At 57.9% G+C, this 19,303-nt stretch carries 16 protein-coding genes and 1 pseudogene; 5 read left to right on the top strand and 12 right to left on the bottom strand.

All coding sequences use genetic code 11. The features are described from left to right. The first annotated feature begins 204 nt into the window (after nt 1-204). Nucleotides 205-444, top strand: coding sequence for a hypothetical protein (locus ACSQ9D_RS33315; RefSeq protein WP_436286044.1), 240 nt, complete (start codon nt 205-207; stop codon nt 442-444). A gap of 238 nt (nt 445-682) precedes the next feature. Here the strand turns inward: ACSQ9D_RS33315 and ACSQ9D_RS33310 are convergent, their stop codons facing one another. The 5 genes from ACSQ9D_RS33310 to ACSQ9D_RS33290 all read right to left on the bottom strand — a co-directional run bounded on the left by ACSQ9D_RS33310 (nt 683) and on the right by ACSQ9D_RS33290 (nt 8,436). Then, nucleotides 683-1,573, bottom strand: a complete 891-nt coding sequence (locus ACSQ9D_RS33310) for a hypothetical protein (protein ID WP_436286043.1) — start codon at nt 1,571-1,573, stop codon at nt 683-685. After that, complete coding sequence (locus ACSQ9D_RS33305; protein ID WP_436286042.1) at nt 1,570-4,131, bottom strand: DEAD/DEAH box helicase; 2,562 nt, start codon at nt 4,129-4,131, stop codon at nt 1,570-1,572. Before ACSQ9D_RS33305 ends, ACSQ9D_RS33310 begins: the two co-directional genes overlap by 4 nt. Nucleotides 4,132-4,645: 514 nt before the next feature. Continuing rightward, entirely contained in the window at nt 4,646-4,798 is a 153-nt protein-coding gene (locus tag ACSQ9D_RS33300) for a hypothetical protein (protein ID WP_436286041.1), read from the bottom strand. A gap of 21 nt (nt 4,799-4,819) precedes the next feature. Then, a complete protein-coding gene (locus ACSQ9D_RS33295) occupies nt 4,820-7,048 on the bottom strand; it encodes a tetratricopeptide repeat protein (RefSeq protein ID WP_436286040.1) in 2,229 nt (742 codons plus the stop codon). 323 nt (nt 7,049-7,371) lie between these two features. Beyond that, on the bottom strand, nt 7,372-8,436 hold the full coding sequence (locus ACSQ9D_RS33290; protein WP_436286039.1) for an RHE_PE00001 family protein: 1,065 nt from the start codon (nt 8,434-8,436) through the stop codon (nt 7,372-7,374). 165 nt (nt 8,437-8,601) lie between these two features. Between ACSQ9D_RS33290 and ACSQ9D_RS33285 the strand changes: the two genes are divergently transcribed. The 3 genes and pseudogenes from ACSQ9D_RS33285 to ACSQ9D_RS33275 form a co-directional block, all read left to right on the top strand. Then, nucleotides 8,602-10,269, top strand: a complete 1,668-nt coding sequence (locus ACSQ9D_RS33285) for an IS66 family transposase (RefSeq protein ID WP_436286038.1) — start codon at nt 8,602-8,604, stop codon at nt 10,267-10,269. A gap of 742 nt (nt 10,270-11,011) precedes the next feature. Next, a complete protein-coding gene (locus tag ACSQ9D_RS33280) occupies nt 11,012-11,929 on the top strand; it encodes a recombinase family protein (RefSeq protein ID WP_436286037.1) in 918 nt (305 codons plus the stop codon). Between the two features lie 117 nt (nt 11,930-12,046). Continuing rightward, nucleotides 12,047-12,252, top strand: a pseudogene (locus ACSQ9D_RS33275) (integrase); the annotation flags it as partial. Between the two features lie 25 nt (nt 12,253-12,277). On the opposite strand, the gene ACSQ9D_RS33270 reads toward ACSQ9D_RS33275, so the two are convergent. The 7 genes from ACSQ9D_RS33270 to repA all read right to left on the bottom strand — a co-directional run bounded on the left by ACSQ9D_RS33270 (nt 12,278) and on the right by repA (nt 18,280). Continuing rightward, on the bottom strand, nt 12,278-12,607 hold the full coding sequence (locus ACSQ9D_RS33270; RefSeq protein ID WP_436286036.1) for a helix-turn-helix domain-containing protein: 330 nt from the start codon (nt 12,605-12,607) through the stop codon (nt 12,278-12,280). 76 nt (nt 12,608-12,683) lie between these two features. Further along, nucleotides 12,684-12,875 carry a type II toxin-antitoxin system RelE/ParE family toxin gene (locus ACSQ9D_RS33265; protein ID WP_436286189.1) on the bottom strand — a complete coding sequence of 64 codons (192 nt, stop codon included), beginning with the start codon at nt 12,873-12,875 and terminating at the stop codon, nt 12,684-12,686. A 337-nt stretch (nt 12,876-13,212) separates the two neighbouring features. Further along, nucleotides 13,213-13,509 (bottom strand): hypothetical protein, encoded by a 297-nt coding sequence (locus tag ACSQ9D_RS33260; protein ID WP_436286035.1) that lies wholly within the window; start codon nt 13,507-13,509, stop codon nt 13,213-13,215. Between the two features lie 476 nt (nt 13,510-13,985). After that, on the bottom strand, nt 13,986-14,192 hold the full coding sequence (locus ACSQ9D_RS33255; RefSeq protein WP_436286034.1) for a cold-shock protein: 207 nt from the start codon (nt 14,190-14,192) through the stop codon (nt 13,986-13,988). Between the two features lie 166 nt (nt 14,193-14,358). After that, nucleotides 14,359-15,576, bottom strand: coding sequence for a plasmid replication protein RepC (gene repC, locus ACSQ9D_RS33250; protein WP_436286033.1), 1,218 nt, complete (start codon nt 15,574-15,576; stop codon nt 14,359-14,361). Nucleotides 15,577-15,780: 204 nt separating this feature from the next. Beyond that, complete coding sequence (gene repB, locus ACSQ9D_RS33245; protein ID WP_436286032.1) at nt 15,781-16,773, bottom strand: plasmid partitioning protein RepB; 993 nt, start codon at nt 16,771-16,773, stop codon at nt 15,781-15,783. A gap of 277 nt (nt 16,774-17,050) precedes the next feature. Further along, the gene (gene repA, locus ACSQ9D_RS33240) at nt 17,051-18,280 is read right to left on the bottom strand and encodes a plasmid partitioning protein RepA (protein WP_436286031.1); all 1,230 of its coding nucleotides are present in this window, start codon (nt 18,278-18,280) and stop codon (nt 17,051-17,053) included. 389 nt (nt 18,281-18,669) lie between these two features. Between repA and traI the strand changes: the two genes are divergently transcribed. After that, the gene (gene traI / locus ACSQ9D_RS33235; protein ID WP_436286030.1) at nt 18,670-19,296 is read left to right on the top strand and encodes an acyl-homoserine-lactone synthase TraI; all 627 of its coding nucleotides are present in this window, start codon (nt 18,670-18,672) and stop codon (nt 19,294-19,296) included. Nucleotides 19,297-19,303: the final 7 nt, after the last annotated feature.

Genomic DNA, 19,303 nt, shown 5'->3' with positions numbered 1-19,303 from the left:
GTGGCTTGCCAACTCCTCGATATCGAAGGCGTTGAAACTCGCTGACTGAGAGTTGCGCTCCGCCCCCTCGCCATCGCCCTTTCCTTCCATCAAGGCAAGTATGCGAGATGGTCCCTGCCAATGATGTTTGATCGCCGGCAGATCGATGAGATCACCGGGACGAACCGTCCGGCACCAATCGACATCCTCTAGCGGGGGATCAAAATGATCAGGGTGAAGCGCGTTTGCCAGATTGCTCAGGAGCAAATTCGCTCGGCCACGGTCTGTCGCACGATGGCGCCTGCCCATTTTGTCGAACAGATCTTGAAACTCTGGAGGCAGGCGTTCGCGCATCTGCCGGAGGGCGCCTTCGAGACTTCCGTCGGCTCGTTGCAGCAAGAGCTTAACGTCATTGTTTCTCGGCCACTTAATCGACAGCCAGCGGATCAGGTGGGATTTCCCTGATCCAGGTTCTCCCTGTACGACGCAAAACGCATGTCGGCGGGCGGGATCCGCTAGGACGTCCAAAAGCGCTGCTTCGTCGTGGCCGTCAATTTCGCCGCCGTGACTGCCGGAAACATCAAAATCGGTAATCGGTGAATGGGTCGCGAGGAAGATCCCCTCATGCCCCTCCAAGGCCTCATTGCTAATGATGGCAGTTGCGTCGTCGACCCGCCAGCATGCCGTCATGGGAGCGCTCACGTTATGCACCTCCCTTTATTGCGACTGCATAAAATGCACTGACTTTGTGGGTGGCGTTCGGGTGAAGCCGGAGGTTGGAAGAGAGATCTCCGAGGACCTTTAGTTCCAGTGTGCCATCGTCGTGCAGGTCGCGCAGGGCTTCCGAAAGAACGGGCGATAGTTGGCGTGGATCCGGTGTGAAATTAATCCGGCGTGCCGCCTCTAAATACATGCGGCCGCCATCGATGAACGGCATATTTTGCCGCAATAGTCGAAGGAATTCCTCGGCGCCAATCGAGACACCCCGATCGACGTCGAGCCGTGTTATCTCGCGCCTCAGACGTCGTGACATGTCGATCTCGTATGGAGGGCTTGCAGATATTTCCTCCATAAGACCTAGGAAGACGAGCCATCTGCGCCAAAAGGGCACTTTGGTGGAATTCATACGACTTTCAACGTCGTCATCTGCCCCAGAAGGAAGTGCGGCTTCCGCGCTGTCGGCGAGTTCGGGATTCGTCATCTCGAGTATCCACCCCGAAGTCTGACGTTTGGCGGATTCGCACATCACCCAGGCGAATGTCTCCAAAAAGACAGCATCTTTTTCTTGAGACGGCAACTCGATCAGTTGACGATACAGCCAATCGGAGAGCTGATCATAGGTATCGGCTTCACAACTCGGGTTGAGTTGCAATTCCTGCCCGACCAACGAAACCGCACCCATACTCGTTGCAGCGCCCAGAACCTGCCCAAATGTCCCGGTCTTTTCACCGATCGTCTGGCCCTCCCTCAGAAATTCCGGATTGAGCCAAGCTGCAGCTTCAGCGCGGCTGATCTTTCCGTCGTACTCCCGAAGAAGGGCAATGAGTGACCATACCCGTTCCGATGTACCCTGCGTTGATGACAACATGCTCATGCTACGGTTTCCTGTATCGAAAAATGCTCTAGCGATTCCTCGAAATACGGGGCGCGAAGCGAAAGTGTCTGGTCTAGCCGTCGCCCTTCAAATTCGGTGTTCGGGCTTGTCACGATGAGGAGGGGATCGGGTTGTTCATTCCGTCTCCTCCATTGCTTGACTGCCTCCAATATGCGTTTCGATGACGTTTCGTGTGATCGCAAAAGGAGTGCCGTCGGCAAACGGGATATTCCGTCTGGGTTTTGAAGGATGCTGCTATGCCGAACGACGAGTCCAAGACGGGCATTGGAAACAACGAAAGCTTCAGCGCAAACCGTGGCGATGTCGTCTGGCGCAAGCGTTTGTTCAATCCCAACTGACGCTAGACGCGTAATGAGTTGTGGCAATTCTTTCATGAAGGAGGCGTCCCTCGGAATGAGCAGTGTCACGCCTGGCGGAAGCTTCAAGGGCGTACTGGTCGGGTTTGCGGGCCAGATGTCCGCCAAAACCCTGTGAGGCGCGGCAAGTCCAGGCATCTCTCCTCTTGACCTGCAGCCAGGGCAGCGGCCGCATGAGGGGATGTCGTCGGCTCGCTGATCTTGGAGGAGTTCAAAGACATCGCGCAACACACAAGTCTTGTCGGCCTGTCTCATGATGCGGATGAACTGTCGCACCTCTATACGAGCGCGCTCCTGCTCGTCGTCTCGAAGCGCAAAAACGCGCTCCCAGACCGCATCAGGATCGTATGCTAGAAGGCCCGGCTCGCGAATTTCGACATCCCAGGTAAAGCGATTTGGTTCTTGTGAGCAGGAGACAACATCGAGCATCTTAGCTCGCTGGAGCAGATTGAGAATGCTCATATTCCAGCGACGGTTATGATCGGTGGAGAGGGTTATGCCCCGCCTCATCGCGTCGAGGTCGATGGTCATCGCTCGCTTTTCGTCAACCCAACGACCATTGATGCTTGCTTCAACCATCGCGTCCCAGCGCGGAGCGGCTAAATCACGGGTAATCCATGAACTGATGGACGCGGATCGGGCATGGGTCGCGTCGTCTTTCACGTTGTCCTTATTCGCGTCGGTAAACAAACAAACCGCTAGTCCTTGCCGACCGTCTCGGGCGGCCCGACCGATCTCCTGGTAATACCGGGCAGGACTATCAGGTAGGCAGGCGTGGATGACCGATCTCACGTTTGCCTTATCAACGCCCATGCCGAAAGCGGAGGTGGCCACAACGACGTCGATCTTGTCGGCAGCCCAGTCCTTCACGATTTGGTTCCGCTCGACGTTTGATGAGACATCGCCGCTGAAAAGGGCGATCCGCTCGTAGCCACGATCTTTCAGGCGAGAGTAGAGTTCGCTTGCACTAAGGCGCAAGTCCCGAGGACCTCGATCATCCCCGTCATCTCCGGCGAGCGTGGTATAAACAATCAGCGGACGGGGTGCTCGGTCTAGAACGAAGTCGAGGGCATGCAGCCGAGCTTGCGCATCGCCATATCCCTGGATGACGATATCGAACTCCGACCGCGGCGACGCTGCATCCACTTCGCCCCACCCTCTGTCCGATTTATAAGATGCGCGAAGAACTTCGCGTGCGGCAGGTGGCAAAGTTGCCGACAGGAGAACACATTGGAGGTCGCCGTTCTTGGCCCTGAGCTCTTGGACAAGGCCGGGAAGCCGCTGGAAATCTGGACGGAACGTGCGGCCCCAGTTTTCGATAATATGTGCTTCGTCGATGAAAACAGCCGACAGGTGGGCTGTCAGCGGGCCAAGTTTTTCGACTGGATTGGTGGCCGCCTCGACCAGATGCTCTCGCGCTGTTCCGAAGGCGATTTCGGGCGAAAGAAGAAGGATTGGGACTTCACCGCGCCGGAAAGCGTCGATGAGATTGGCCCGACTATCTGCATCCATCCCTCCGACGAGTGCGCGGCTACCTTCGAGACCAGGTATCGCTGACAATGTTCGTTCATGGTCCAATGCCAGCGATACGGTCGGGGTGATGACAATGACGCAAGACCCAATGCTTTCTTTTCGCAGCCTGGCTGCCGTCAATTGAAAGAGAAGACTTTTGCCGGACCCCGTTGGCAAACACACCATCAAAGAGGCGCCCATCGGCATCGTGACGAGCGAACGTACAGCGGCCTTTTGACCTTCCGATCGATAGTCAGAATGCTCTGTATGCCGCAGAAGCACTGCGTCTGGCGGAAGATGTTGGCGATAACGGCGCGAAGAAAGATCCAAGTTCTGCGCGGTCCAAAACCCTTCAGGTGCTCGCTCATCCTGTTCATCGAGCATCCGAACGGCCACCGGACCTATGGCAAGCCCGAATCGAGATGCAGCCTCAAGCTCCTGGTTTGAAAAGTCCCATCGAACATCTTCGCGGGCCATTCTGCCACCCTTAAGGCGGACGATGGATCGGAGAAGCGCAAGCTTATCGGCGGTCGAGATGGCTTGGACGAGACAGTCGGTCAATCGGGCCGTCTCGACCTTCAGCCATTCTTGCATATCTGAAGAATCACCGGAATACATTGCGCGAAAGCCTAGCATAACCCTTGCTACTTCTAAGTTAATTCCTTTCATCTTGAACCCACCGTTTTCTCAGCGCGAATACGTTGAAAAAGTGCACGGAAAACAGCACCAGAGAAGGAACCGTCTCGAGCTAACCGGATCGATGCGGTCGGCCTGCTCAAGAGCCCATGTCGCCCACTCCGCCAGTCGATCGTCGGGAACGGCTACGGCAGCGCGTACGCATTTAGATGCGCTATCGTCGACGCCGCTTATCAAACAACCGATAAAGTCGCGGTACGCCAATTTTCGTGCCGAGGAAATGTTTGTGGTGCCCCGTAGAAGGTACTCAAGGCCAAATCGCTTCAGCCCGAAATCTTCGACACAAGGTCCACGATCTTATCGACAGTCGTAACAATACCAGGGCCGGCTTCACCTATGGTTTTGGCCGTCGACCGTAGACCCTCGCCCAGAGTACGGACCAGTGTTTTGTTTGGCGCGGGCGAGGCTGCGTTGCTTAAAAGCAAATCTGTGGATTCGGCGACTGCGATTGCCGCTTCGGATTTCTCGGGTTCGACCCTTAAGATCTCTAAACGCAATGTATCAGTAGCGTTCTCAACTCCTGAATATCGGCCGGCGCGGCAATCAGCGTGTTAGTTGCAAGCCCCGCATGCTCAAACGTGCTTTGAATATTGACATTCGCTCCGCGAAAATCGCCGGACAGATTGAACTGATCGCGCATGCAAACTCCTATGTTGCGCCTTTAGCGCCCGTTTATCCAACCCTGAAGCTGGCTTAGGATGGCCGGCCAGCCTGGGCCCTTCATTTGCTTCACCAGGCGCCTAGATCGCTTCCAGTTATGGAGCGCTGCTTCACGATCTCCCTGAGCGGCACATGCTATCCCCAGCGAACACAGCACGATCGCGAGATTTTCCAGATCGCCGCTCGTAGAGGATATGGTAGCGACCTCCTGTTCCAACAACCGCCGACAGCTGCCAAAATCTTTTACCTCAAGATAGAGTCTCGAAAGTGCTTCTATCGCCGGCCTCAAACCGGGATATTCCAAGCCTATGCTACGGTCAGTGATCTCAACCGCGCGCTCAAGCGCCTCCTTTGCTCCTACGACATATCCGCTGTTGTATTGCGTCTGTCCAAGCGAAATTAGAACGTCCCCCAAAAGCGGTGAATCTCCACCCTGTCGCTCCTCAATGAGTCGCATGGACCTGGACAGACACTGGAGAGCCGGCTTAAGATCTTTCTTCAGACGGAAGATTTCGCCCAGAACATAGAGCGGTCGCCATAGGATAAAGGCGTTTTGGCCGAAAGCATCCTCTGCGATGACAATGGCCCTCTCGGCGTGGCTCTGTGCCGTGGGTTGGTCAGAAACGAGTCGCGTCTCTGCCTGGCCCGTCAGTGCGTTTACCAGAAGCGATCTCATTCGCGCAAATCGATCCTTGTTCTCGCCTTCGTCGGGCACGCTGTCGTCTATGACAATTCTCGCCGCCTTCTCAAAAAGCGCAGCAGCTTCATCTGGGAGGCGTGGCAGCAACGCCCGCGCAAGATTGTAGTATGCTTCGCCAATCCGAAGATCACTCCTAAGGGCGCTCGCTTCCAAGAACGCAACGGCTTCCCGTTGTCGATCAATTGCAGCCTCAATATTCCCCGTAATCCGGTCCACGAGGGCAAGGCAGCTTAGGACATTGGCTCTGTCTTCAGCAGTGGATCCAGCGATTGTCGCGCACAAAGCCAGCGCGCGTTCAAATGTCGCTCTTGCTTCGGTGTAGGTTCCTCTTGCGTACTGCGCTTGGCCGAGTTCTGCGTATAAATCAATCGCGTTGGTGTCGGCACGATTGGCCGCTGAAGCAGCGGCATGGAGGATGTGAGGTTCCAAAGCGATTAGCAGGCGCGAGTCCGTGATTTTGTTCACGTTATGCGCAGCATAGATCAGATAGTTCTCAACATCTCCGGCAGTGCTTCCCTCAGGGGGCGGCTCCAGTTGACTAAACGCTGCGACGAGTTGATGGACGACAAGTGATCCATCCGGCAACGCGGAAAAAAGACCGACCTCAGCCAGCCTAAGGACTGCTTCTTCCTGCAGTTCAAGAACGGCCGAATCTGCGCCGGGAGCGTCTGACGGTGACAGAACGTAACGGGGGATTGGCATACCTGGGGCGAAATGGCTTGCAAAGCTCAGAAGCCCGCGCGCCATTTGACCCAATTCGCCCTCTGCGCCAAGTTGGTCGTAGCTCAAAGCGAATGTACGCGCGATATGCTGTTCATGACCCGTCGGCGACCAACCACCAGCGGTCATTGAACGGTGTGTCAGGACCGCTGCCCCGCGTAGAGCCTCCAAGTATTTGTCCAGGCGCCCGAGTGCTGAATGCCGAAACTTGGCCAAGAAGAGGCTTGCAAGATGGAGCGCCAGCGGCAGATCTCCCAGTTCTTTCGATATCGCATTCAACATAGGATCGTCGTCAGTCAAATCGCTCCGCGTACTTCGGAGCAAACTCACGCTGTCCTTCCGCTGCAAAGGACTCAGTCCAATGGACGTTACGCCGAGCGCTGGATCCCAGTTAGGCCGCCGACTAGTCAGGAGTACTCTCGCACCGCCGGTCGTTGGGCGCCATTTTGCGAGCGTAAGTTCATCCTCGCACGCGTCAAAGATCAGGAGGCGCGGTATTTTCCGCTGCCAGGCGGAGCGTAATAATATTAGCTGGTCAGAAAGGTCCAACTCCGCATATCCCGGATGCAGATTGAGACCCCATCCGCACGCCGCCAACTGGGACGGAATTGCCTCAGCCTCGCCGCAACTGATCCAGAAGACGCCTCCTTTGAAATACTGCCCGTAACGATGACCAAACTCTGCTGCGAGCTGCGTCTTTCCCATCCCTCCCAGGCCGGTCGCCGCTATGGTTGGGACAAGTGCGGTCGTTGTTGGTCGGAGAAGAAGCTCCGCCAAATCCTTGATGTCGCCGTCGCGCCCCTTGAACATGGGGTTGGAGCTCCAAGGTAGCACGGAGCCGGCGGGCAGCGACGATGGAGCCGGTACATCAGAACTCGATGCCGCATGAAGAAGCGCAAGCGCCTCCTCCAACGCGGAGGCTTCGTCCTCATCCGAGCCTGACGCATCGGTGGCTATGGATATATTTGCGTGCCTGAAGTCGCCGCTTAGCTCATACCTATCTCTCACCCCTGCAATGTATATCGGTCGCGATGTTTAGCAAAGGTGATGTTGATCGCGTCACGGTGCTTTGTTCACATTGCACGGGAGTAGTGAACCTATCCGGTATTTGCCGGAATGCGTCTCCTCTAAATCTATAGCACCCCCCACGCCCGAAACCTCCCCCTCCCCGTCATCTCACGTAACCCGAGCTCGCCGACGATCCGCACCGCCGCCTGCGGGGTGACCTCGATCGCCTTGGCCACCATGGCGGCCGACACCAGCGGCCGCGCCATCACCAGCTCGATCAGCTCTGGCAGTTTTGACGATGTGCGCCGACCGACCAGCCTCCGCTCCATCGACTGCCGCGCGAGGGTCAGCCGGTCATGTTCCTTGAGCCCAAGATCGGCCGCGGCGGTGATGCCGGTGAGAATAGCCAACAAGCGGGTTTCGCGATCGCGGTTTCGGCGGCGATCGACCGGGATGGACTTGAGCCCAAGATTGAAGGCGGCCAGATGCGCCGTCGTGGTGAGGCCCGCCTGGCGCAGTATCGACGCAGCCAGAAGCCGGCCGAGCCAGGGCGCATGCTGCAGCACCTCCAATCCATTCCAGGCATCGAAGGCGATGGTTGCCTGCAGCACCGGCGGAAAACCCTCGAGCTCGCGCAGGACGGCCCGCCATTCACCGAGCCGTTCGTCCTCGTCCCAATCGAGATCATAGACGAACGGATCCTTGTCGCGGGAACCGACGCGGTTCGGCGTCTTTGCCTGTTTGATGGCCGCGTCCGATCGGGCCAGCACAGCATCGATGGCAGCAAACTCGGTGTCGAGTGGGCTGGCAACGTCAGTGATATCCTCCCCCTCCCCTACCCCAGCCATCTCTACATCCGGTTCGACAACACTGTTCGCCACGGCGCTGTCGACACCAAGCGATGGTGCAGGCCACGCCTGCCCGCGCAGGCTGCGCAGCCCTTCCGGCGACAGCGCCCAGCCGGGCGGCTGGGCGGCGATCCGCCGGCGGGTTTTCAGGATGTCGCGGGCGATGGTCAGTTCGTGGGTCGGCGCACGGATATCGGCGCCGGCGTCATGCAGAACCAGGTCCTCGATATGCACGAGCTCGCCGTCGACCCACAGCGAAGCGCAGGCGTCGGCGAAGTGCATGCGCGCGATCCAGCCTTCTCCGACCGGCGAACGGGCAATCCGCTCGTCGAGGCGGGCCAAGGCGATGCCGGCGTCCGCAATCGGCCGCAGCAGGTAAGCGGGGCAGATTGGGTGGCAGCTTTTTTTGCCTTTGAAACAGAGAAGTGTGCATAAGCGGGCGCTTTGATACTCGCCTATCGTCGTGAGGGATTCCTCGGCTGGGGCAAATCATGATTCAGTCCTGGGATGACGAAGAAGCGGCTTCCCTCGCCCGAGCACGCCGACACGCTTTCACTGAATGCGTTGCGCAGCTTGGTGACTGGACTGGTTGATCAGGTCACCGCTCTTTCAGCGGAGGTTAAAGAGCTTCGCGCAGAGAATGCGGCCCTTCGCGAAGAGAACGCAGTACTTCGTCTGGAAAACACCCGTCTGAAGGTCGACAACCAGTTGCTGCGCGACGAGATCGCACGGTTAAAAAACCTGCCGCCACGCCCGCCCTTTCGCCCCTCCGGCATGGAGAAGGCGACGGATGGCAAGCCGGGCGACAAGCCGCCGGGTAGGAAGGCGCCGCGTGGCCCGAAGCGCGATGTCGAGCGGACAAGCCGGGAAGAGGTGTTGCGCGTGAGTGTTCCGGCTGGCTCGCGTTTCAAAGGATATAAAAGCTGCTTTGTACGCGATGTGGTGCTTGCGGCCGAGCTTGTGCACTATCGGCGCGAATGCTGGATCACGCCTGACGGTAGGACAATTATTGCATCGCTGCCGCAGGGCACCGTAGGCGGTTGTGGCCCGAACCTTAGGCGGCTTTGCCTGATGCTGCATGCCCAGGGACAGGTGACGACAGGGCGACTGACGACCTTGTTGAACGATATCGGCGTCGACATATCGAAGCGCCAAGTCGTGCGCCTTCTAACTAAAGACCTGACTGGCTTTGTCGCCGAGGATGCGGCGGTGCTGCATGCCGGTATGGTGTCGGCACCTTATGTCACGGTCGACGACACCGGCGCTCGTCACGCTCATGACAATTTCCACACCACCCAGATTGGCGGCGATCATTTTACTGTGTTTCGTACGACAGCGTCGAAATCGCGGCTGAACTTCCTATCGCTACTGCGCGGCAGTTATCATGACTATGTCCTCAATGACGCGGCATTCGACTATCTGCACAAAAGCCGTGCCGATCCGGTCGTGACTGCCCGGCTGCGGACACTTGCACCACAGCGTTTCTGTAACCAGGTGCCGTTTCTGGAATACCTCGCAGGAAAGGGCGTCGACATCTTCGACAAGACTGCGATCCGCATTCTGGGGGAAGCGGGCATTTGGGGTTCCATCCGCCATCATGGCCTTGTGGGCGATATGGTGATCATTTCCGACGATGCCGGCCAGTTTCGTGTCGGCAATCACGCTTTGTGCTGGGTCCACAGCGAGCGCCTTCTGCAAAAGCTAATGCCAGCAAAACCGAAACAGGTGAAGTCCGTCGCTCTGGTTCGCGATCTTATCTGGCGCTTCTACAAGGCGCTGAAAGTCTGGAAGCAAAAGCCTTCACCACAGGCTGCCAATGGGTTGCGCCGACGGTTCGACAGGATCTTTACCTTGCACACCGGCTATGCAGAGCTTGACGCATTGCTGGCGCGTCTTCACCGACGCAAACAAGAGCTCCTGCGTGTGCTCGATCGGCCGAAGATCCCGTTGCACACCAACGCGTCGGAGAACGACCTGCGCAGCTTCGTTACCAAGCGAAAGATCTCCGGCGGCACTGTCAGCCGGGACGGTCGGGTTGCCCGTGACACCATGCTTGGCCTGATGAAGACCTGCCAAAAGCTTGGGCTTTCTTTCTATCACTATCTCGGCGACCGGCTCGGCATCAGCGGTGAGGTCATCCCGCCGCTTGCGAACCTTGTCGCTGCAAAAGCCTGACCGCGCCCTCCCTGGAAACGCACGTGAGCCTGTTCGCTCCCACTCTACATCAGCAATCTCGCCCGATTGCCGCCTGCACTCCCGGTTGCCGCTTGCTTGAAAAAGGCTCGCCTACCCCAACTGCCCAGTGCGGCAGCACTGCCTACAGATCTGCCCCGGTTACCCGCAGCAGGTTTGAGATGGGCAATTTTGACAAATCGTAAGGCATTGAAATCATGGTAAATGATTTGCTAAACGAACGCTATATGCCTTCTAGGGTTCATTACAGGCTGCTTTTGTGAAAGCGATGGATAACCATCGATAAGTACCCAGTATCGATAGTGCTGGATTTGGAGCTTCAGACGCGGTTGTCGGCCAGCCTGGATCGGTGTATTCGCCTGGAAATCCGGGCTTTTCAGCCGCTCTCCACCCTTGTTCAGCGGACTGATTTGCCTGATTGAGTAGAATTCGCGCTGTCCACGCGGGCAGCTTGCGAGCTGCCGCTAGGCGGTTTCGCCATCTGACGGTCCGTCTGAGCGACATGGCGATACCCGATCCTTTCAAAACGCCTGCTTCGGCGGCATTTCCGCCATAGACACCCGCTGACGCGGTTTCGTGACCGCTTGCGGTGCATCGGTCGTCCGCAACACCATTTTGAGTCTGGTGGGCTTCCTTTCAGGTCATAAAACACGCTTGCAAAGGGTCGTTTACTCGCACATCATTTATCTGTACAAACGCCCTCAACGAAGAGGCTCGTCTGACTATGGCAAAGGCACTAGCAGCCAATGTTCAACCTACCCCAAAACGGTTCATTGGCTACGCCCGCGTCTCGACGGAGGACCAGCTCACCGATGCTCAAGTGGACGAGTTGCGCGCCGCCGGCTGCGATCGGATCTACCAGGAGCATGGTTCCGGCGCTTCGCGGGCACGCCCGGTGCTCACGAGGCTCTTGCGTGAACTTGCCGCCGGTGACGTTCTCGTCGTCGTCCGTCTCGACCGGCTGGCGCGCTCCGTGAGCCATCTGCTGCAGGTGATCGAGCATCTGGAAGAGCGCGGCGTGCATTTCCGGTCGCTGCGTGATCCGATCGACACCTCGACGCCACAGGGCATGTTTTCACTTCAGGTCCTTGGTGCAGTCGCCCAGCTCGAGCGGGCGCTGATCTCGGAGCGAACACGGGCTGGCATGAAGGCCGCCAAAGCCCGTGGCAGGATGGCCGGCAATCCTGGTCTACGGGAGGGACGGCCGGAGGCGAAGCGTGCCGTATCTCAAGCCCGCGAGCGCGCATACCTCGATGACTTGATATCTACTGCCCAGACGTGGCTTCCAACCGTTCGGCAGTTGCGACCGCAACACAGCTGGGACAACGTGGTACGCGTCCTCAACCGCAGAGGCGATCAATGGACTGTCGAGCGCCTCCGTCGCGCCGTTCATCGCATGGTCCGCGAGAAGCTCGCCGAACCAGAACTGCTTGCACGGACACCCCGCCGAGCTCCGGAACACCATCTGATGAAGCTCGTTGCCGCAATCGCCATCGCCGACCCCGGCTTGTCGCTCCGCGCCATCGCCGCTCAACTGGACCAGATGGGAGAGCGTCCAGCTCGCGGAGGCCGGAAATGGCAGCCCTCCTCCGTTGGGCACCTGCTCGATGAAGCCCACCGGTTCGGTTTCATCCGCAACTGAAGGCTCGGTTTGTCAGACGGCTTGAGCGTGTCCTCTGGACGCATCTCACTTCGGTCCGAACGGATGTCAGGGATTACAAATGCGCTTCCGGGAACAGCAAATCCACCGGATAGGGCAGCGCGCGCCAGGAAGGCCGGGCTCAATTCGGCGATGTTCTCGGCGCATGGCGCCTGCGCTCCGGCTACCTGACCGAGGCCGCCAACCGCGGCGTTCCGCTACTCGAAGCGATGCAGCAGTCGTTGCACAAATCCGTGACCCCGGCGGCCAGTTACTACACCAATGTCGAACAGAAGAACGGACGAGCGGCCAGGCTGGTGACATAACCACCGCCCGATCCGAACCCAGAAATTATGCCCCTTTTGAGCGATGTCGTGATTTGTCAGCGATGCTGGAAAGGTCCACCTTTTTGCCAGCGACGTCAGCAACGATTTTTAATTTGCCACCCAGGGACTCGACGTAGTCTCGAAGGGTCGACAGCTTCATGTCGGCACGCTTCTCCAGCCGAGACACATTGGTTTGTTTAAAGCCTGTCTTGGCGGATACCTGCTCTTGCGTCTGACCGGCTAGAACCCTCAACTCACGCAGATTGTGCGCCGCAATCAATGCCTCTGCGCGCTTCTCAACCGCCTGGCGTTCGTTTGCCGGCAGATCGCTTATCAGTTTATCAAGATCGTCCACGGTTCTTCTCCAGCTCTGCCAAATGATCGTCGTATCGCTTATCCGCCAGGTCGATAATGCGCTTATAGAAGAGCTTCTAGCTAACGCCACTCTTTGCACCGCCGCACAACACAACTGCCTTTCGTTCCGGGTCAAATGCAAAGGCAAAGCGCCACTGCACCTTGAGAACTTTGACCCGCAGCTCCTTCATATTCGAGTGCTTGGAGCCTTCAAGCGTATCGACCTCGGGTCTGCCAAGACGAAATCCTTTTTGCCGCAGCACGACCATCTTTCGGAAGGTCGGCAATCTCGTCCCGAAATCGCGTATGAAACTCAACCTTCCATTCCGTCATTTCATATCCTGAACGATATAGATACTTTAAGATATATACAGGTCATAAGCTTTTTTGACAAGGACGCGATGAACCACGCAATTCTTATCGGTACAAACGCCACCAAAACGGGCCCAAAAATAGATGGCGAAAGCGGCGTTAGTCCCCCTCCCTGCCGCAAAGGCTATTCGGATACCTACTACAACGACACAGGCCGCAGGCTCGGCCGCAATCGCCTCAGCGCGACTAACGCGACGACGCGCCGATGGGCGCATCACCGCATCAGGCGGACGACTATTCCTTTGCGGCAGTTGTCTCGGAGGAATCAACCTCGCCGGCGGCAAGCTCTGTCCTGCCCCAGGCCTCGGCGCGTTGCATCAGCGACACCATCTCGCCTTTCAAGCGGTGTGATCGTTGGAGGTCGCCCGCGTGGTCTAAGTTGCGGCGCGGATCGTAGAAGAAGCTGATCGCCTCGCCGGCCGCCTGTCGCGCCTCTTCCAACCGCGACTTGAGGATTTCCAGCTCGACCTTCGCCGCAAAGTACCGTCTCATCACCGCGATCAGTTCGCGGTCGCTGGCGCCGATGTCCATGATTCCTCCCTAGCATTTCGTATGTGAGGCAGTGATCGACAACAATGGCAAAATCGCGATGCGCCTTGCCCTGCGGCGATTGTCTGCTTGCTCAACAAAAAAGCCCGGCGCGGGAGGAGGTGCGCCGGGCTTCGATAGTGACTGACAGCTTGGGAGGAGGAGTGCTGTCCGTCGGACCGAAGCGGCTCGGGAGGAGATGAAACGCTTCGATACTCAGAAGATAATGTTGCGCTGCAGCAAACTCAAGTGCGGCTATAGCCAAGTTCCGCAACAAGTATCCAAAAATGGCCAGAACCCGTTGCGGGCTTGTTTTTGCCGGCATTGCCCCGGCACGGATTAGAGTGACATCATGTCACCACTTGTAAGTGTCGATCGATCGCCTTGGAGGCACGAAAAGTGAAAGGGACGAAAACCCCTAAACTGAAAAGGCCGGGGTGACACCGCCTCTCAAAACAAATGTGACAATCACAGACGTTTCAGCCCTGTAAATTGTCCGCCGACATCTTGCCGGACTTGCGATCCTTGACCAGCTCATAGGTAATCTTCTGGCCGTCGTTCAGTCCACGCATTCCAGCCCGTTCCACCGCGGTAATGTGAACGAAGACATCGGCGCTACCGTCGTCGGGCTGGATAAAACCAAACCCTTTTGTTGCATTGAACCACTTCACAGTACCGGTCGCCATAGCGTCGTCTTCCTTTTGATCATTTCATCCTGCCGCAGATTGCTCCCGGCAGATCGCTTTTGCGGCAACATAAATAGACGCTTCTGAATGCGAGGCAAAGCTAAAATCCGGCTGGCTGGTATGGCACTTTGACCATCTGGCGCGCTGCTTTCCTCGACAACAATTCTCACGATGCCCTCTTCGTCCCGCCACCGGCATTGAGACGCATCAGCGCCATCAGCATCGGTCCGAGTGAAAACTCGCCTCGCCGGGCCTTGGCCGTCAGATCCCGCAAGTAACCACCGGCAGAGTTGATATGCCCTGCCCTTTCGAGGATACAGGCCACGGCGACCGCGGCGTTTTCAGGTCCCATGACCTCGCAAGCGTCCTGATAGGCCGAAGGACTGACGCCGAGCATCGATCGCACCACGACAGCCGCCGACATCAGGTCACGCCAAGTGCTGACAGCGCCTCCCGGCCCGTAGTCCCCGATATCCGGGCAAGCCTGTAGCACCATGCCCAGAGGAAACGCCTTTATCGGCTCTCTCGTCGGCCGTCCGGTCTGGCTCGATTCTGCCCCCGACTCGCTTCTAGAGCTAGGTTCAAGTTCATTGCTGGAATCGGTATTTGAATTCTGTATGTGGCGTTCAAAACGGTCATCATTGGTGTCTGTCTTTTCCGATTTCATCTGTATTTCCAGCACACTGATGATCTCGTCGCGGAGCATCTCCATTTCCTCGAGGACGAGCGCTAGTTCTGCTGTCGTTGGCGAGCGGGGAATCTGCGCCACGAGGCCCAGGAAATGGTTCTCGATCGCGCCCCAGTCGCCAGTAGCGCCCTCTTCCATGGCGGCGGAGATCAGCTTGCGCACGTCGCGCCGGCAGATCGAGAGTGCCTCCTTCGTCAGAAGAAAACGCTTACGCTCGGCTGCGACTTGCTGTGCCATCTGCGCAAGTTCTTCCGCACGGGCGAGCATCGGTGCCAGGCTGAAACCGAAAGCCTGCTCGATGTCTCCGGCGCTGCCCTTGTGGGCGTACCGTTTTCCATTGGGGCTGTCCTTGCGCACAATGAGCCCCGCATCCACGAGCGCAGCCAGGTGCCGGCGAAGGGTCGTGCCTGCGATTCCATGGGCGCGGATGGATAGCTGCGCGTTCGACGGGAACACGACCAGCCCGCGTTCCTCCGACAGCTCATTTTGCGGATAGAAGGTCAGCAGCGCGTCAAGCACCGCCAGAGCCCGGTCCTGGACGCCGAGTATCGCGCGCGCCTCGCAGGCGTCGCGAAAGACCCGCCATTTGTCGGCCGTCTTTCCGGCCTTGATTTCGGCCGTCTCCAGCTGCCTCTTGACCAAGGCAAGCGTCATTGGCCGCCGCCCAACGGGCGTCGTTACACTTCCTGACTGCATGTCGTTTCACCTTTCAAAAAGGCAAAGCTCATCGTCCCGCCGAAATGGCGTCCAACAACTCTTGACAGTGATTCCGGGAAGTGCGATTCTCTGGGTGCGAAACAAGAGAAATGGGCTTCCGGATGGACTTTCGGGGGCCTTTTTCTTTACCTGATTTCCTTTTCCTTCTCAGTTTCTGTCATCATGACGTCCGTTGGGACGCCGTTACCTGTCGCGTCGGCGTTCCTCGAACTCCGCGTGAAGAGCTTCCAACCGATCGGTCACAAAGGCTGCGAACTCGGGAACCACGCGCTCATCAAAGCTGATACGTGTGGTTTTGCCGATACGCTCGATGCGCGCCGCCTTCTGCCCTTTCGCATTTCGCCAGTGCTCGCCGGAACCGGCTTTCTTCTTCGGCGACGCCGCCGCTGAGAGCACCTTTGCAAAGCGCTCATCAGACGGGAGCTGAAGAAACGACGGCTCTACGATCAAGCCCTCGATCTTCTTTCCCGAGGAAGAGATGGTCTCCGCAAGGGCCATCCATCGAGAACGGCCAGCCTTTGGTGCGGGTCCGATCGCTTGAACGATGGATCCGGGAAGCGAGCGGGCAATTGAGATGTAGCGGCTGAGATCGGCCTTGTCGGTCGAAAGGGCCGCAAGGATCGTATCCCGCTTGTAGCCAGCCTCCTCCAGCCGCAGGGCAAAGAGCGCCTTCTCGATAAACGACAGGTCCTGCCGATCGAGGTTCTCCTTGCCCTGCGCAATGACCAGTTCGTCATCGCTCAGGTTCTGGACAACAGCCCTCACCTTCGCGCCCAGCCTTGATGCTGCCCGCAACCGCCTGCGGCCGTAAGCGATCTGATAACGGTCGGCACGGTCGGTCGCTGGCCGAACCAGGATCGGTACCTGCTGCCCGTGTTGCTTGATGCTGGTCACCAATTCCTCGAACCCCGGATCGACCTCGATGGAAATCCGGTCTCCCACGGAAGAGTCAGAGACGGCAGCGGGATCAAGTTCGATGACAGCATGACCGGCAGAGAGCTGTTCTTGGAGCCGTGCGGCAGCACGTGCCCCTTCGCTCATCTCTTGGAGGGACGCGCCCATCGCCGATATCGCGCCCGAGCGAACGCGCTCGGGACTTTTGCTGGCGGGGGCAGGGGTGGCCGACGGTTCGGCTTTCCTCATGAAGAGCGAATTGACGGTGTCTTTCCTACTCATTTGGCATCTCCCAGGTCTACCCCGGCGCTGAAGACATACCGGCTGGAAGAACGCTGACCAAAGCGGCCGCGATCGAGCCTGTTGCAAGAAGAGGGTAGGGGCTTCCTAGAGAAAGTTGGGAGCTCCCAACTTTTTCCTGAGAATGTTTCTCGTGACTGTGCTCGATCGCCAAAAGGGGTCGGGCATTCAGCGTCACGTCTGCTCGCCACCTGGAAGTTGGGAGCTCCCAACTTTCGGAGAGCAGTCCGCGAGATGCCAGCCTTGTCCGCTCTGCAAATCATCGCTTGCTCCGTCCCCACGCGGCGCGGATCAGATTCTCGATCTCGCAATTGACGCCATCGAGCGACTCCATGGCACGGTCGTAGGTCGAGCGGGTCAAGTTCTCGCGGCCGATCTCATAAAGCGTCTGCTTCGTCAGCCCGGCATCGGAGACAGCGGCAGACTTCACCATCGGGTTCGTCAGCACGCTGTCGTCGAAGAGGTTGCGCAGAAGAGCCGCAACCTTTGTCTGCGGTGCATCCTGGGGTTCGAACCGCGTCAACAAGTATTTGATGAAGTCGTAGCGAAGCTCGCCGCCAGCTTCCCGAACGACTCCGAGGAGATCGTGGGTCATCAGCAGGAACTGGCTCATCGATGCGATGTCGAGCATCTGAGGGTGCACGGTCACGACCATCGAGGTCGCAGCACAAAGTCCGGAGAGGGTCAGATAGCCCAGCTGGGGCGGGCAATCGAAGACGACCACATCATAGCGGTCGGCGACATCATCGAGAGCGCGTGCAATGCGCATGAAGAAAATTTCGTCAGCACCTCTTGTGCCGTTCGCCAGAGCCCTTGGCGTTGTATGCTCGAACTCCATGAGCTCAAGATTGCCGGGGACGAGATCGAGCCCGTCGAAATAGGTTTGGCGCACGACGTCGCCCAAGGGACGACGCTCTTCGTCATAGCGTATTGCCGCATAAAGCGTTTCATTGGTCCCGACATGGATTTCCGGCAATACGCCGAGGAGAGCGGAGAGACTGGCTTGTGGGTCAAGATCAAGCGCCAGCACACGGTAGCCCTGAAGGGCCAGGTACTGCGCGAGATGGACTGACGTTGTGGTCTTGCCGGACCCACCCTTGAAATTCGTGACCGCGATGACCTGGAGATGATCATCGGGTCCGCGTCGGGGCAAGAAGTCATAGGCGTCGCGTCCACGCGACGTCGAAGCCAGCCTTGCGCGAAGCTCGTTGATCTGAGCGAGGGAATAGAGGCGCCGGCCGTTTGTCGTCATTTCGGGCTGCGGACCATCGCCGGCCAAGCTCATCTTGCGCAATGTGGAATCTGACACCCCCATGAGCTTCGCTGCCTCACCCGAAGTGAAACGCCGTAGCGTCTTGCTTGCGGTCGGCGGGAAAATCGCCTCGCTGATCGATTGCAGCTGTGAACTGATCAGCGAAGCATGATCACCGATGGTCTCATCCACGGTTTTCTGCGATGCCAATTGAGTAGAACGAAGCGGCTTGCTCACGGTCAAAACTTTCGTCACGGAAAAAATTCAATTTCGGCGTTTAAACCGTGACGATACGGAAGCAAGCGATTCTTGCAAGGAGTTAATGGTTAACAACCACTTAACAAAGGGCCTGAAACGGCCGTCTCCCCCGATCTCGAACTATCGATTTCGTAAACGATTCCAGCATGTTCGCGGACGACAAGGGTCGCCGAAAGGAATCTGTGGGACTAGCAGATCTGCTGGTAGGCCTACCTGGCTGAAAGGCCGATTCAAGACGCTTACCGACCCTTCTCGACCCGCTCATTTGAGAATCACACACAAGAGACTCGCAGATTTGCGACTGGAATCAAAACTCCGCTTTCAGCAAACCAGCATCAGCAGAGCAACCTAAGCGCGGAGCCGGGATCATGAAACTGATAGCAATCCAGACGCCAAAGTCATCCAAGGACGTAACCTATCTCGATCAGATGTACCGGCTGCGATCGCGCGTCTTTGCAGACCGGCTCGCGTGGAACGTCGCCAGATCCGGCGGTCGCGAGCTCGATGAATTCGACGGATTCGAACCGGCCTATATCCTCGCACTGTCGGATGCCGATGAGGTCATCGGCTGTGCTCGACTCTTGCCCACCATCGGCCCCACCATGCTGGAGCGCGTCTTTCCGCAGCTTCTTTCGGAAGGGCGGCTCGACGCACACCCCGCCATGATCGAAAGCTCTCGCTTCTGCGTCGACACTGCGTTCCGCCGCGAAGCCGGGGAGGGGGCCTTGCACGAAGTCACATTCGGCATGTTTGCAGGTATCCTCGAATGGTGCATTCATCAGGGCTGCCGCCAGATTGCAACCGCCACCGATGTGCGGTTCGAGCGTATTTTGCGGCGTGCCGGCTGGCCGATGCAGCGGCTTGGGCAGCCGGTCATGATCAACGAGACCATGAGCGTTGCGGGCATCCTGCCAGTCACCGCGGATTATTTCGAGCGCGTCCGGCCACAAACTTACCGCTCCGCGCTCGGCCTTGAGCGACAGCATGCAGCATAAGCAGGCC

The organism is Rhizobium sp. LjRoot258, from assembly GCF_964254185.1.
Classification (GTDB): Bacteria; Pseudomonadota; Alphaproteobacteria; order Rhizobiales; family Rhizobiaceae; genus Rhizobium.
The sequence above is the reverse complement of the archived record's forward strand: the minus strand, read 5'-3'. Positions and strand labels throughout refer to the sequence as shown.